Below are 13,301 nucleotides of genomic sequence, written 5' to 3'. Positions count from 1 at the left end.
CGACATGCATCAAAAACAAAACCGAAGCGCGAAGCGCTGAGACTCTGGAGGAAGAAATGGCCGGTTTGCCAACCGCGGCACGCGTGGTGATCATCGGAGGCGGCGTCGTCGGCACCTCCTCGCTCTATCACCTCTGCAAGGCGGGCTGGACCGACTGCGTGCTTCTGGAAAAGAACGAGCTGACTTCCGGCTCGACCTGGCATGCCGCCGGCAACGTGCCGACCTTCTCCTCGTCCTGGTCGCTGATGAACATGCAGCGCTATTCGACCGAGCTTTACCGGGGTCTGGCCGAAGCGGTCGACTATCCGATGAACTACCATGTAACCGGCTCGCTCCGGCTCGCCCATACCAAGGAGCGCATGCAGGAATTCCAGCGCGCCAAGGGCATGGGCCGCTACCAGGGAATGGATATCGACGTCGTCGGACTGGACGAGATCAAGCGCCGCTACCCCTTCATCGAGACGCATGAGTTGAAGGGCGCGCTCTATGACCCGAGCGACGGCGACATCGACCCGGCTCAGCTGACCCAGGCGCTGGCCAAAGGCGCGCGTGACATGGGCGCCAAGATCATCCGCTTCTGCCCGGTCACCGGCGTGCGCCGCGAGAACGGCGAATGGGTGATCGCCACCCCGCAAGGCGAGATCCGCTGCGAGATCGTCATCAATGCGGCCGGCTACCGCGCCGCCGAAGTCGGCAAGATGTTCGGGCGCGACGTGCCGATGATGGTGATGAGCCATCAGTACATCCTGTTTGAGGAAATCCCCGAGCTTGCCGCCTGGACGAAGGAACAGGGCCACAAGCTACCGCTGCTGCGCGACGTCGACACGTCCTATTATCTGCGGCAGGAAAAGAGCGGCATGAATCTCGGCCCCTATGAGCGCAATTGCCGCGCGCATTGGGCGACCCACAACGATCCGATGCCGGAGGATTTTTCCTTCCAGCTTTTCCCCGACGATCTCGACCGGCTGGAGCATTATCTCGCCGACGCCGTCGCCCGCGTGCCGATCCTCGGCACCGCCGGCCTCTCCAAGGTGATCAACGGCCCGATCCCTTACGCGCCGGACGGCAATCCGCTGATCGGGCCGATGCCCGGCGTGCCGAACGCCTTCGAGGCCTGCGTCTTCACCTTCGGCATCGCGCAAGGGGGCGGCGCCGGCAAGGTGCTGGCCGAATGGGTCACCGAGGGCCAGACCGAATGGGACATGTGGTCCTGCGATCCGCGCCGTTTCACCAGCTTCGCCTCGGCGCCCGACTATTGCGTCGCCAAGGGCATGGAAATCTACGGCAACGAATACGCCATCCAGTTCCCGCGCCATGCCTGGCCGGAGGGGCGCAACCGCAAACTGTCGCCGCTGCATGATCGCATCAAGGCGCTGGGCGGCCAGTTCGACGCCTATAATGGCTGGGAGCGCGCGACTTGGTACGCACAACCCGGCGATGATACTTCCGAAGAGTCTACCCTCACCTTCCGCCGCGACGGGCCCTGGCAGCAGCGTGTGCGCGAGGAATGCCTTGCCGTGCGCGACGCCGCCGGCATCCTCGACTTGCCCGGCTTCTCGCGCTTCAACCTCGAAGGTCCGGGCGCGGCCGATTGGCTGGCCTTGCAGGTCACCGGCCTTGTGCCGAAGCCCGGCCGCATCGGCCTCGTCTATTACGCCGACGACAAGGGCCGCATCGTCACCGAAATGTCGGCGGTGCGCCATGGCGAGGACCAGATGACGCTGATCACTGCCGCGGTGGCGCAGTGGCACGATTTCGAATGGCTGAAGTCGCGCCTGCCCGCCGATGCGGCCTTCACGCTCACCGACCGGACGGAGGAATATTCCACCCAGATCCTCGCCGGCCCGAACTCGCGAAAAATCCTGGCCGAAGTCTGCGACGCCGACCTGACGCTGCCCTGGCTGACGCATCAGGAAACAACCATTGCCGGGCGCCGGGCGAAGCTGGTGCGCGTCTCCTTCGCCGGCGAGCTCGGCTGGGAAATCCACACCAAGGTCGCGGACACGGCGACCGTCTTCGACGCCGTCTGGGCCGCTGGCCGGAAGCACGGTTTGAAACCCTTCGGCATGTATGCGCTGGATTCGCTGCGGCTGGAAAAAGGCTACCGCACCTGGAAGGGCGACCTCTCGACCGACTATTCGATCCTGCAGGGCGGCCTGGAGCGCTTCGTCAAATGGGACAAGCCGGACTTCCGCGGCAAGGCGGCTTTGCTCAATGAGAAGCAGCAGGGCGTGAAGAAGCGCTTCGTCACGCTGGTCGTCGAGAACCCCGGCGACTGCGACGCGCCCTATATGTCGACGCTCTGGCATGACGGCACGATCGTCGGCGAGACGACGTCGGGCGGCTGGGGCCACCGGGTCGACAGGTCGATTGCGCTCGGCATGCTGCGCGCCGATCTCACGCAACCGGGCACCGCGATCGAGGTCGAGATTTTCGGCGACCGCTTCAAGGCCATCGTCCAGAACGACGAGCCGCTGTGGGATCCGAAGAATGAGAGGTTGCGGGCATGACCTCCGTCATCCTCACCGACGGCGGCATGGGACAGGAACTGGTCCGGCGCAGCAGGTCCGAGCCGACGCCGCTGTGGTCGGCCAGGGTGCTGATCGACGAGCCGGAACTTGTGCGCGACCTGCATGCGGAATTCATCCGTGCCGGCGCCCGCGTCATCACCATCAACACCTATTCGGCAACGCCGGAGCGCCTGGCGCGCGAGGGCGCCGAAGATTTGTTCAAGCCGTTGCAGAAGCGCGGCATCGAGCTGGCGCGCCAGGCTCGCGACGAGGCGGGCGATGCTGCTATTGCCGGTTGCCTGTCGCCTCTCTTCGGCAGCTACGCGCCGGCGCTGACCATCTCCTTTGAGGACACGCTCGATATCTATCGCCGTATCGTCGCCGAGCAGGCGGATGGCGTCGATTTGTTCCTGTGCGAGACGATGGCCTCCGCCGAGGAGGCGCGCGCGGCGGTCACCGCGGCCTCGGAAAGCGGCAAGCCCGTATGGGTGTCCTGGACGCTCGCCGATCATGGCACGCCGCGCCTGCGCAGCGGCGAAACCATTGCTGCCGCCGTCAGTGCCCTCGACGGCCTGCCGGTCGCGGCCCGGCTGCTCAACTGCTGCGGGCCCGAAGCCATCGCCGCCGCCTTGCCCGAACTCGTTGCCCTGGGTGGACCGGTGGGTGCCTATGCCAACGGCTTCACTTCGGTCGAGGCATTGAAGCATGGCGGGACGGTGGACGTGCTGCACGCCCGCCATGATCTCGATCCGCAAGCCTATTCGGACCAGGCCATCGGCTGGGTCGATGCCGGCGCCGGCATCGTCGGCGGCTGTTGCGAAGTCGGCCCTGCTCATATCGCCGCCCTGCGCGACAAGCTCACGCGGGCCGGTCACCAGATTTCGGGAGTCTCCTGATGCCAAAACCGTCAAAGCGCATTACCGGTATCGTGCCTTCGGGCAAGGATGGCTGGGAAGTCCACTTCGCCGCCTGGACCCGCAAGCAGGCGGGCGAAAACATCATCGTGCTCTCGGTCGGCGACCATGATTTCGACACGCCGTCTGAAACGATTGAGGCTTGCGTGACCGCCGTGCGCGGCAGCAACCATCATTACACGCCGCTGCCCGGCCTGCCGCGCCTGCGCAAGGCGATGGCCGCCGCCGCGACCGCTTGCGCCGGCATCCTCACCGAAGCCGACGAGGTCATCGCCACGCCTGGCGGCCAGGCAGCGCTTTACGCCGCCGTGCAGGGCGTGCTCGACCCGGGCGACCACGCCATCGTCGTCGCGCCCTATTACGCCACCTATCCCAACACATTCAGCGCCGCGGGCGCCAGCTTCACCGTGGTCGAGACGCCCGCGGAAGATGGGTTTCAACCTCGCGCGGAGATGATCCGCGCTGCGCTCAAGCCAAACACCCGCGCCATACTGATCAACACGCCGAACAACCCGACCGGCGCCGTCTACTCGCGCGAACGGCTCGAGCAGCTGGCCGAAATCTGCAAGGAACACGATCTCTGGCTGCTGTCGGATGAGGTCTACTGGACGCTTGGCGGCGGCGAGCACATCTCGCCGCGCTCGTTGCCCGGCATGGCCGAGCGCACGCTGGTCATCAACTCCATGTCGAAGAGCCACGGCATGACCGGCTGGCGCATGGGCTGGCTGACCGGGCCGAAAGCGATGATCGCGCTGATGACCGACCTCAATCTGGTCACGACCTACGGCCTGCCGGCCTTCATCTCCATCGCCTGCGCCGAGGCGCTCGAAAATCACTATGGCGTGAAGGATATCGCCGAGCGTTACGCCGCGCGGCGCACGATCTTCCTCGATGCCATACGCGGCGCCAATGAAGTCACCGTGCGCGGCTCCGACGGCGGCATGTACATCATGCTCGATGTCTCCGCGGTCGAACCCGACGACGAGAAATTCGCCTGGGCGCTGCTCGACAAGGAAAAGGTCGGCGTCATGCCCGGATCGAGCTTCGGCGAGGCCGCCGCCGGGCATATCCGCATCAGCCTCTGCCAGCCCGAACCCGTCCTCAAGGAGGCAGCACTTCGCGTTTGCCGCTTCGCTTCGAACTATCGCCGCGAGGCCGCATGACCAAGACCATCCTGGCCAAGGCGATCCCCAACAAGGCGAGGGCCGTGATCATCGGCGGCGGCGTCTCCGGCTGCTCGGTCGCCTACCACCTGGCCAAGCTCGGCTGGACCGACATCGTGCTCCTGGAGCGCAAGCAGCTCACCTCAGGCACCACCTGGCATGCGGCCGGGCTGATCGGCCAGTTACGCGGCTCGCAGAACATGACGCGGCTGGCGAAATATTCGGCCGATCTCTACGTCAAGCTGGAAGCCGAGACCGATGTCGGCACCGGCATGCGCCAGGTCGGCTCGATCACCGTGGCGTTGACGGAAGAGCGCAAGCACGAGATCTACCGGCAGGCTTCGCTCGCCCGCGCCTTCGATGTCGATGTGCGCGAGATTTCGCCGCGCGAGGTCAAGGAGATGTACCCGCATCTCAACGTCTCGGATGTGGTCGGCGCGGTACATCTGCCGCTCGACGGCCAGTGCGATCCCGCCAACATCGCCATGGCGCTGGCCAAGGGCGCGCGCCAGCGGGGAGCTTCCATCGTCGAGAATGTGAAGGTCACGAAAGTCCATACCAAGGACGGTAGAGTCTGCGGCGTCTCCTGGACGCAGGGCGAGGAGCAAGGCACGATCGAGACAGACATCGTCGTCAACTGCGCCGGCATGTGGGCGCGCGAGCTTGGCCGGCAGAACGGCGTCACCATCCCGCTGCATGCCTGCGAGCATTTCTATCTGGTCACCGAGCCGATCCCCGGCCTCTCCCGCCTGCCGGTGCTGCGCGTGCCGGACGAGTGCGCCTACTACAAGGAGGACGCCGGCAAGATGATGCTTGGCGCCTTCGAGCCGGTGGCGAAGCCCTGGGGCATGGACGGCATCCGTGAGGATTTCTGCTTCGACCAGTTGCCCGAGGACATGGACCATTTCGAGCCGATCCTGGAAATGGGAGTCAACCGCATGCCGATGCTGGGCACCGCCGGCATCCACACCTTCTTCAACGGCCCCGAGAGTTTCACGCCCGACGACCGCTACTATCTCGGCGAGGCGCCCGAGCTTTCCGGTTACTGGATGGCGACCGGCTATAACTCGATCGGCATCGTCTCCTCCGGCGGCGCCGGCATGGCGCTGGCTCAGTGGATCAACGACGGCGAGGCCCCCTTCGACCTGTGGGAAGTCGACATTCGCCGCGCCCAGCCCTTCCAGAAGAACCGCCGCTACCTCAAGGAGCGCGTCTCCGAAACGCTCGGCCTGCTCTATGCCGACCATTTCCCCTATCGCCAGATGGCGACCTCGCGCGGCGTGCGCCGCTCGCCCTTGCACGAGCACCTGAAGGCGCGCGGTGCGGTCTTCGGCGAAGTGGCGGGCTGGGAGCGCGCCAACTGGTTCGCGCGCGAAGGCCAGGAGCGCGAATACCGCTATTCCTGGAAGCGACAGAACTGGTTCGGCAATCAGCGCGAGGAACATCTCGCGGTGCGCAACGGCGTCGGCCTGTTCGACATGACCTCGTTCGGCAAGATCCGCGTCGAGGGTCGCGATGCCTGCGCCTTCCTGCAGCGGCTCTGCGCCAATGACATGGACGTCGCGCCGAGCAAGATCATCTACACGCAGATGCTCAACCAGCGCGGCGGCATCGAGAGCGACCTCACCGTGACGCGGCTGTCGGAGACGGCCTATTTCCTGGTCGTGCCTGGCGCCACCTTGCAGCGCGACCTCGCCTGGCTGAGAAAGCACGTCGCCGACGAGTTCGTCGTCATCACCGATGTCACCGCCGCTGAAGCCGTGATCTGCGTCATGGGTCCGGAGGCGCGAAAACTGATCCAGAAGGTCAGCCCGAATGACTTCTCCAACGAGGCCCATCCGTTCGGCACTTTCCAGGAGATCGAGATCGGCATGGGTCTCGCCCGCGCCCACCGCGTCACCTATGTCGGCGAGCTCGGCTGGGAACTCTACGTCTCGACCGAACAGGCGGCCCATGTCTTCGAGGCGATCACCGAAGCCGGCGCAGATGTCGACCTGAAACTCTGCGGCCTGCATACGCTTGATTCCTGCCGCATCGAAAAGGCCTTCCGCCATTTCGGCCACGACATCACCGACGAGGACAATGTGCTGGAGGCGGGCCTCGGCTTTGCCGTCAAGACGAGCAAAGCCGGCTTCATCGGCCGCGACGCTGTGCTCAGGAAGAAGGAAGCCGGCCTGTCACGCCGGCTGGTACAGTTTCGCCTGAAGGACCCGCAGCCGCTGCTCTTTCACAACGAGGCCATCCTGCGCGACGGCCGGATTGTCGGCCCGATCACATCAGGCAATTACGGCCACCATCTCGGCGGCGCGATCGGGCTTGGCTATGTGCCTTGCCAGGGCGAGAGCGAGACGGATGTGCTGGGCTCATCCTACGAGGTGGAAATCGCCGGCGAGCGCTTCGCCGCGGAAGCCTCGCTGAAGCCGATGTATGATCCCAAGGCGGAACGGGTGAGAATGTAGTTTTCCTCTCGCGGCTTCGGGCAGGATTGCCCGCAGGCGTGAGCAAGAGTCGCTATTACTTGTCCGGCATGGTTGACGGATCGCGAGCACCATTTCGAATACCGACAATCACAATTTCGGCGGCGGATGGCTCATAGTAGATCAGGTAGGGATAAGGCCGCACGACGATCCGGCGCATCGGCCTTTCGTCTGTAGCAAATGCCGGCCAGGGGATGTTCGAGCAATGGATTGATGACTGCGTGGAGTCTGGCTTGGATCCGCTTCGTCCCTTTGGGTGACTGCAACGCGATATTGCCGAGAACCTCTCTAACTCTGCTAACGCCGCCGGCGTGTAACGAAGCTTCACAGGCCGTGCTTCGCCCAAACAGCACGGACTTCTTCGTCGGTTGCAAATTCACCACGCGCAGCCTGCGCTCGGGACATTGCGAGCGAGGCTTTTTCCTCTCGGCTCAGTTGGTGAACAGGTTCGTCCCCCACATCACCCGCGAGGCGCAAGAGGACACGTGCGTACTCGTCCTGCAATTCAGGAGGCAAGGTGCGAACACGTTGGACTGCATGCTCGAAAAGCTTGGTCATGCCTCTATTATGCACTTCATTTCCGCATAAAAAAGGCGTTCGCCACAATCCCGCAGGATAGCTGAGTCCCCTAAAACCGCTCGAGCATCCTGCGGACTTTGACCAGAAACCCCGCCCTGCTCTTCGGTGTCGACGAATCCATCAAATAGTGCGCCAGGAAAAAAGTCTTGCAGCGCGTGGCGCATAGCGCCCGCATGCCGCGTAAAATCGTCTTGCGTCCCGGCTGGCCGACGACGACGCTCCACCAGGTCGGCGCGCCGCAGGTGGTGATGACGCCGACCTTGGTTACATGCCGCATCAGCGACGTGATCCGCCCCTTGCCGGCCGGCAGCTTGAAGGCGATGTCGGTCGCCCACACGCGGTCGAACCAACCCTTCAGCATCGCCGGCAACCCGTACCACCAGGTCGGATAGATGAAGAGGATCGCCTGTGCCCATTGCAGATGTTCGAAATGCGGCGCCAGTGCCGGGTCTTGCGGCGCCCGGTCGTTGTAGAAGCGCCGCTCCTCGCAGCTCATCACAGGGTCGAAACTCTCGGCATAGAGGTCGAGCAGCCGCACCTCCCAGCCTCGCCCCCTCAGCACCTCGAGCGCGGTGTCGCGGATCGCCGCGCAATAGCTTTCCGGCACCGGATGGCAATAGACCACCAGCACGCGCATCAGAAGGCGTCCATCGTGGCCGCGACCTTCGCCGTGAAGGCGTTGCGCGTCTCGTCGGTCGAAAGGTTCATGGAATAATGCGCGAGATAGGAGACGGGAGCGCCGGGCTTGATGGTCGCCCGCAGCATGCGCTTGACGACCTTGCGCGGCGGATCGCCCATCAGCATGGCGCGAAGGCGGCTGCCGCCATAGGTGGTGATGGCTGCGAGCTTGCGGATGTTGTGCAGCGTCGGCCGCACTTTGCCGTCGACCAGCTTGAACGACACGCCGGGCAGAAAGACGCGGTCGAAAAAGCCTTTCAGGATCGCCGGATAGCCATAGTTCCAGACCGGAAACGACAGCACCAGCGCTTCGGCATTTTGCAGCCTTTCGACATAGCCGGCGACCGCATCGTCCGGCCCGCGCGGGTCGTGGTAGCCGAGCCGCTCGGCGCGCGTCAGCCGCGGATCGAAATCCTCGGCGTAGAGATCGCAATCATCGACCGCATGCCCGGCTGCGGCGAGCCGTTCGGCGATCGTCTTGTGCAGGCCGGCGTTGAAGCTGGTCTCCACCGGATGAGCGTAAAGCACGAGGATTTTCATCAACCCGCCTTCTGCAATCCCTTGAACAGGAACGTGCGGCCGGAGCGATAATCATAGTCCGGGTTTTCCCAGGCGATCATCTTGCCGGGATTGAGCAACCCTTGCGGATCGGTCTGGCGCTTGAAGGCAAGCTGGATCTCGTCGGTCTGCTTCATGCCGCCTTCTTCCAGCGTGTAGCGGTGCGGGTTGAAGATCGGGCAGCCATTCTCCTCATGGATGCGGATGATCTCGTTGAGCCGTGCCTCGGTGGTGAACCTGATCAGCGGCAGGCCGAAGCAGGTGATGTTGCCGTCGAGCCGCACGAATTCCAGATGCGAGAACACCTCGCCCGGGAACATCGCATCCATCTTCTCGACCAGCGCCAGCTGGTTGGGGAACGGGTAGAGCGACTGCAGATAGGTGATCGACGGGTCGACGCGCAGTGCCCGCAGGGTCGTGTGGTTCCAGGCAAGCTCATAGGCCGGCGGCAGGCCCTTCTTGTCCTCGTCCGTCGCGGTCGCCGCATTGAAGATGACCTCGCCTCCGGCGCGCCGGGTGAAGGCCAGGAAGGCGTCGAGCCCATGCTTCACGACCATGACGACGCAGATGCTTTGCCCCTCGCGCAGGAATTTCTGGTGCCGCTTGAAATAGAGCTGCGGCACGGGTGCTGCGATCGGCGTGATCAGCTTGGTCAGGATGCCGTCCTGGCAGGCAAGCGCGTTGCCGTAGCGGGCAGCGCCCATGAAATTGTCGAAGCCGACGATGACGTCGATCCAGTCATAGGCGGCGGTCAGGGGCATCTCGACCTCGGTGATGACGCCGTTGGTGCCGTACGCATGGGTCACCTTGTGCAGGTCCTCGCCGGTAAGCTCGAGCGCCTTGGGCTCGGCCTCCATGGTGACGACGCGCAGCCGCAGCACATTGCCGAAATCGCGCAAGCCGCCGAAATTGATCGAGCCGACGCCGCCCGAACCGCCGGCGATGAAGCCGCCGATCGAGGCGGTGTTGTAGGTCGAGGGCGAGAGCCTCAGCTCCTGTCCGGAATGCGCCCGCGTCGCCCTGTCGATCTCTGCCAGCACCGCGCCGGGCCCGGTCACCACCCGCCCCGGCGCGATCGTCTTGATCTGGTTCATCTCGGCGAGGTTCAGCACCACGCCGCCCGACAGCGGCATCGCCTGCCCATAATTGCCGGTGCCGCTGCCGCGCGGCGTCACCGGCACGCCATGCCTGTGGCACGCGGCAAGCACGCGAATGACTTCATCCTCGTTCTTCGGCGTCACGATCAGGTCGCCCTTGACGTGATCGAGCTGCGCCTTCAGCACCGGGCTGTACCAGTAGAAGTCGCGGCTCTTCTGCTGGACGATGGCCGGATGGTCGTCGAGCTTGATCCCGTCGAGATCGCGCTTCAGGGCTGCGATATCCATCATCACACCATCAGTTCGTCGAGTTCGGCATAGTCGGGCAATTGGCGTTCGATCGCCCTGCCGTCGCGCACCACGATGCGATCCGATTCGGGCCGCGACAGCAATTCGGTCCAGCTCCGTCCCTTGAAGATGATGAAGTCTGCGCTGCTTCCAGCGGCAAGGATGCCGGCGCCGTCGAGCCGCATCACCTCGGCCGGCGTTGCCGCAACCGCCCTGGGCCAGTCGCCGACCGGGTGGTCGAAATGCAGGATGCGCGTCGCCATCCGGTAGATCTCAAGCATGTCGAGATCGCCATAGGCGTAGAACGGATCGCGCGTGTTGTCGGAGGCCACCGCCACCTTGATGCCGCGCGCCTTCATCTCATGCAGCAGCGTCACGCCGCGCCAGCGCGGGGTGGTGTGGTTGTTGCGGCGGTCCTGCAGATAGAGATTGCACATCGGCAGCGACACCACGGCAAGCCGCGCCTTCGCCACCTTGTCCAGCGTATCGAGCACCTCGAGGTCCGGCTGGCGTGCCAGCGAGCAGCAATGGCCGACCAGGATGTTGCCCTCGAAACCGTTCCACAGCGACGCCTCTGCGATCTTCTTCAGCGAGATGGCCGCGACGTCGTCGGTCTCGTCGGCATGGAAATCGAGATCGAGCCCATGCTCGATCGCCTGGGCGAAAACTTGGTCGAGCAGTTCCTCGAGATCGGGCACCATATAGGTCACGACGCCGAGCACACCCTTGGCCGCGGCGACGCGTTTCGCCAGCCGTTCGAACCAGGCCTTGTCGCGCACGCCTTCGATGCCAAGCAGGCAGGCCGCCTGCAGCTCGATGCGCCCGCGCCATTTTTCCCGCATCGTTTCGAACACCGGCCAGGAGATCTCCTCCTGCGGCGGCACGCTGTCGAGATGCGTGCGCACGGCCTTGGTGCCATGCGCATAGGCCGAGCGCAGCGAGAAGTCCATGCGGCGCGCGACATCCTCGGCGCTCCAGCGCGTGGTGCGGTCGGCGCCGGTGGCATTGAGCGCGCCCATGAAAGTGCCGTCCGGATTGGGCTTTCGCGGCCAGATATGGCCCTTGTCGATATGGGTGTGGCAATCGACGAAGCACGGCAGCACGATGCGGCCGGCAAGGTCGATCGCGTCGGCTTCTGCTTTCGACTTGGCACGGGCGACAATGCTCGCGATCTTACCGTCGGCGACAGATATGTCGGCAAGCGCAAACCCATCCGGGTCGAAAGCGGCGGCAAGACCCGGCGTGAGCGATCGATGAAGCCGAATGTTAGCCAGGCGATAAGAACCAGAGGGTGGTATCAAGGCCTGGCCCCCGCTGTCTTATGCAGAACTGGTCCCCAAATGGACGCCTCACTATTCTCAATCGCGTCGCGCACCTTACCGCTCCTGTTTCAGCGCGCTCTCGTGCCAGCGGCGCAAGATGAGATGCGACACCAGCGACAGCACCAGGAAGATCAATATGCCGGTGAGCGAGATCAGGATCAGCGCCGCGAACAAGCGCGGAGCATTGAGCCGGTAACCGGCCTCGATGATACGCGACGCGAGCCCCGACGACTGCCCCTGCGCGCCGGCGACGAATTCCGCCACCACCGCGCCGATCAGCGACAGGCCGCCGGCGATCTTCAGCCCGCCGAGGAAATAAGGCATCGCTGCCGGCAGGCGCAGATAGCGCAATTGCTGCCAGCGCGTCGCGCCGTTGAGCTTGAACAGGTCCCGCAGATTGCGGTCGACCGAGTTCAGGCCGAGCGTGGTGTTGGACAGGATCGGAAAGAAGGCGACGATCCAGGCGCAGAGCAGCAGTTTGACGGTCTGGTTGTCCACATAAATGTTGATCAAGGGGAAGATGGCGACGATCGGCGTCACCTGCAGCACGATGGCGAAGGGGAAGAACGACATCTCCACCCATTTCGACTGCGCGAACAGCACCGCCAGTCCGACGCCGCCGATCACGGCGAGCAACAGGCTGAAAAAGGTGATCCTGAGCGTCACCAGCAGTGACGAGAACAACAGCCCCGCGTCGCTGCGCAGCGTCTGCAGCACCACACCCGGCCGCGGCAGGATATATTGCGGGATCTCATTCCAGACGCAGATGCGGTCCCACAGCACGATCGCCAGCACCATGATCGCCAGCGGCAGCACCCATTTGCCGATGCGCTCCAGCCGCTCCTGGCGGGCGCGGCGTGCCTCTTCCGGATCGAGCGTCAGGACATTGTCGTCAATGGCCGTCATTTTGCGATCCGGCGGTTGAGTTGATGGCGTCGACCAGCACGCCCGAGGCCTGCCGGCAAAGCGCAGCATAGGCCGGCGAGGTGCGGAACGCTTCGTCGCGGGGATAGGGCGCATGGATGGGGAGTTCGCCGAAAATGCGACCCGGGCGCGCGGCCATGACGACGACGCGGCTGGACAGGAACACGCTCTCGAACACGCTGTGGGTGACAAAGATGACGGTGAAGCGCTCGTCCTGCCAAAGCTCCAGAAGGTCGTTGTTGAGCTTGAAGCGGGTGATCTCGTCAAGCGCCGCGAAAGGCTCGTCCATCAGAAGGATGCGCGGCTTGGTCACCATGGCCCGCGCGATCGAGACGCGCATCTTCATGCCGCCGGAAAGCTCGCGCGGCACGGCGTTCTCGAAACCGCTGAGGTGGACGCGCGACAGCATCTCCATCACCGCCGGCTCCGCCTTGGCGCGCGACACGCCCTTCAGCCTCAGCGGCAGCCAGACATTGTCGAAGACGCTGGCCCAAGGCAGCAGTGTCGGCTCCTGAAAGACGAAGCCAATGTTCGAGCGGTCGATCGCGCCGCGCCAGTCGAGCTGGCCGGAGGTCGGCGTCGACAGACCGGCTATCAGCCGAAGCGCCGTCGACTTGCCGCAGCCGGAGGGGCCGAGCAGGCTCAGGAAATCGCCTTCGCGGATCGCCAAGTCGACCTTGCTCAGCGCCGTCACGCCGTTGGAAAAGACCTTGCCGACACTGCGCAATGCCAGCAGCATCGGGTCCTCCCCCGATGCCGCCGGCGTCTCAGCCATTTTCTCCTGGATCATC

Annotated in this window: 12 protein-coding genes; 4 read left to right on the top strand and 8 right to left on the bottom strand. The window is 64.3% G+C overall.

The features are described from left to right. Nucleotides 1–56: 56 nt before the first annotated feature. Genes FJW05_RS00860 through FJW05_RS00845 form a run of 4 tightly spaced genes read left to right on the top strand, consistent with a single transcriptional unit; the run spans nt 57 to nt 7,046 of the window. On the top strand, nt 57–2,510 hold the full coding sequence (locus FJW05_RS00860) for an FAD-dependent oxidoreductase (RefSeq protein ID WP_140627048.1): 2,454 nt from the start codon (nt 57–59) through the stop codon (nt 2,508–2,510). Then, complete coding sequence (locus FJW05_RS00855; RefSeq protein WP_140627046.1) at nt 2,507–3,406, top strand: homocysteine S-methyltransferase family protein; 900 nt, start codon at nt 2,507–2,509, stop codon at nt 3,404–3,406. Before FJW05_RS00860 ends, FJW05_RS00855 begins: the two co-directional genes overlap by 4 nt. After that, nucleotides 3,406–4,587 carry a pyridoxal phosphate-dependent aminotransferase gene (locus tag FJW05_RS00850; RefSeq protein WP_140627044.1) on the top strand — a complete coding sequence of 394 codons (1,182 nt, stop codon included), beginning with the start codon at nt 3,406–3,408 and terminating at the stop codon, nt 4,585–4,587. The genes FJW05_RS00855 and FJW05_RS00850 overlap by 1 nt, the downstream gene beginning before the upstream one ends. Then, entirely contained in the window at nt 4,584–7,046 is a 2,463-nt protein-coding gene (locus FJW05_RS00845; protein ID WP_181164816.1) for an FAD-dependent oxidoreductase, read from the top strand. The genes FJW05_RS00850 and FJW05_RS00845 overlap by 4 nt, the downstream gene beginning before the upstream one ends. A 55-nt stretch (nt 7,047–7,101) precedes the next feature. Here the strand turns inward: FJW05_RS00845 and FJW05_RS27865 are convergent, their stop codons facing one another. The 8 genes from FJW05_RS27865 to FJW05_RS00805 all read right to left on the bottom strand — a co-directional run bounded on the left by FJW05_RS27865 (nt 7,102) and on the right by FJW05_RS00805 (nt 13,300). Continuing rightward, nucleotides 7,102–7,224 carry a hypothetical protein gene (locus FJW05_RS27865; RefSeq protein ID WP_281405761.1) on the bottom strand — a complete coding sequence of 41 codons (123 nt, stop codon included), beginning with the start codon at nt 7,222–7,224 and terminating at the stop codon, nt 7,102–7,104. 164 nt (nt 7,225–7,388) lie between these two features. Then, entirely contained in the window at nt 7,389–7,622 is a 234-nt protein-coding gene (locus tag FJW05_RS00835; protein ID WP_140541977.1) for a hypothetical protein, read from the bottom strand. 70 nt (nt 7,623–7,692) lie between these two features. Further along, nucleotides 7,693–8,280, bottom strand: a complete 588-nt coding sequence (locus FJW05_RS00830; protein ID WP_140627040.1) for an NAD(P)H-dependent oxidoreductase — start codon at nt 8,278–8,280, stop codon at nt 7,693–7,695. Beyond that, a complete protein-coding gene (locus tag FJW05_RS00825; RefSeq protein ID WP_181164815.1) occupies nt 8,280–8,861 on the bottom strand; it encodes an NAD(P)H-dependent oxidoreductase in 582 nt (193 codons plus the stop codon). Before FJW05_RS00825 ends, FJW05_RS00830 begins: the two co-directional genes overlap by 1 nt. Next, nucleotides 8,861–10,264 carry an FAD-binding oxidoreductase gene (locus FJW05_RS00820; protein ID WP_140627036.1) on the bottom strand — a complete coding sequence of 468 codons (1,404 nt, stop codon included), beginning with the start codon at nt 10,262–10,264 and terminating at the stop codon, nt 8,861–8,863. The genes FJW05_RS00825 and FJW05_RS00820 overlap by 1 nt, the downstream gene beginning before the upstream one ends. Before the next feature lie 2 nt (nt 10,265–10,266). After that, nucleotides 10,267–11,565, bottom strand: coding sequence for a cytosine deaminase (locus FJW05_RS00815; protein ID WP_140627034.1), 1,299 nt, complete (start codon nt 11,563–11,565; stop codon nt 10,267–10,269). A gap of 75 nt (nt 11,566–11,640) precedes the next feature. Further along, nucleotides 11,641–12,492: an ABC transporter permease gene (locus FJW05_RS00810; protein ID WP_140627032.1), complete on the bottom strand. Its 852-nt coding sequence runs from the start codon at nt 12,490–12,492 to the stop codon at nt 11,641–11,643. Next, complete coding sequence (locus FJW05_RS00805) at nt 12,479–13,300, bottom strand: ABC transporter ATP-binding protein (protein ID WP_140627030.1); 822 nt, start codon at nt 13,298–13,300, stop codon at nt 12,479–12,481. The genes FJW05_RS00810 and FJW05_RS00805 overlap by 14 nt, the downstream gene beginning before the upstream one ends. Nucleotide 13,301 lies beyond the last annotated feature (1 nt).

Origin of the sequence: Mesorhizobium sp. B2-9-1 (assembly GCF_006439455.1) — a bacterium.
GTDB lineage: Bacteria > Pseudomonadota > Alphaproteobacteria > Rhizobiales > Rhizobiaceae > Mesorhizobium.
Note: the sequence above shows the minus strand (reverse complement) of the source record. Positions and strands in the feature narration are given on the sequence as shown.

Coding starts and splice junctions, on each gene's coding strand:
- FJW05_RS00860 (WP_140627048.1), top strand. CDS start 57: ATGGCCGGTTTGCCAACCGCGGCACGCGTGGTGATCATCGGAGGCGGC.
- FJW05_RS00855 (WP_140627046.1), top strand. CDS start 2,507: ATGACCTCCGTCATCCTCACCGACGGCGGCATGGGACAGGAACTGGTC.
- FJW05_RS00850 (WP_140627044.1), top strand. CDS start 3,406: ATGCCAAAACCGTCAAAGCGCATTACCGGTATCGTGCCTTCGGGCAAG.
- FJW05_RS00845 (WP_181164816.1), top strand. CDS start 4,584: ATGACCAAGACCATCCTGGCCAAGGCGATCCCCAACAAGGCGAGGGCC.
- FJW05_RS27865 (WP_281405761.1), bottom strand. CDS start 7,224: ATGCGCCGGATCGTCGTGCGGCCTTATCCCTACCTGATCTACTATGAG.
- FJW05_RS00835 (WP_140541977.1), bottom strand. CDS start 7,622: ATGACCAAGCTTTTCGAGCATGCAGTCCAACGTGTTCGCACCTTGCCT.
- FJW05_RS00830 (WP_140627040.1), bottom strand. CDS start 8,280: ATGCGCGTGCTGGTGGTCTATTGCCATCCGGTGCCGGAAAGCTATTGC.
- FJW05_RS00825 (WP_181164815.1), bottom strand. CDS start 8,861: ATGAAAATCCTCGTGCTTTACGCTCATCCGGTGGAGACCAGCTTCAAC.
- FJW05_RS00820 (WP_140627036.1), bottom strand. CDS start 10,264: ATGGATATCGCAGCCCTGAAGCGCGATCTCGACGGGATCAAGCTCGAC.
- FJW05_RS00810 (WP_140627032.1), bottom strand. CDS start 12,492: ATGACGGCCATTGACGACAATGTCCTGACGCTCGATCCGGAAGAGGCA.
- FJW05_RS00805 (WP_140627030.1), bottom strand. CDS start 13,300: ATGATCCAGGAGAAAATGGCTGAGACGCCGGCGGCATCGGGGGAGGAC.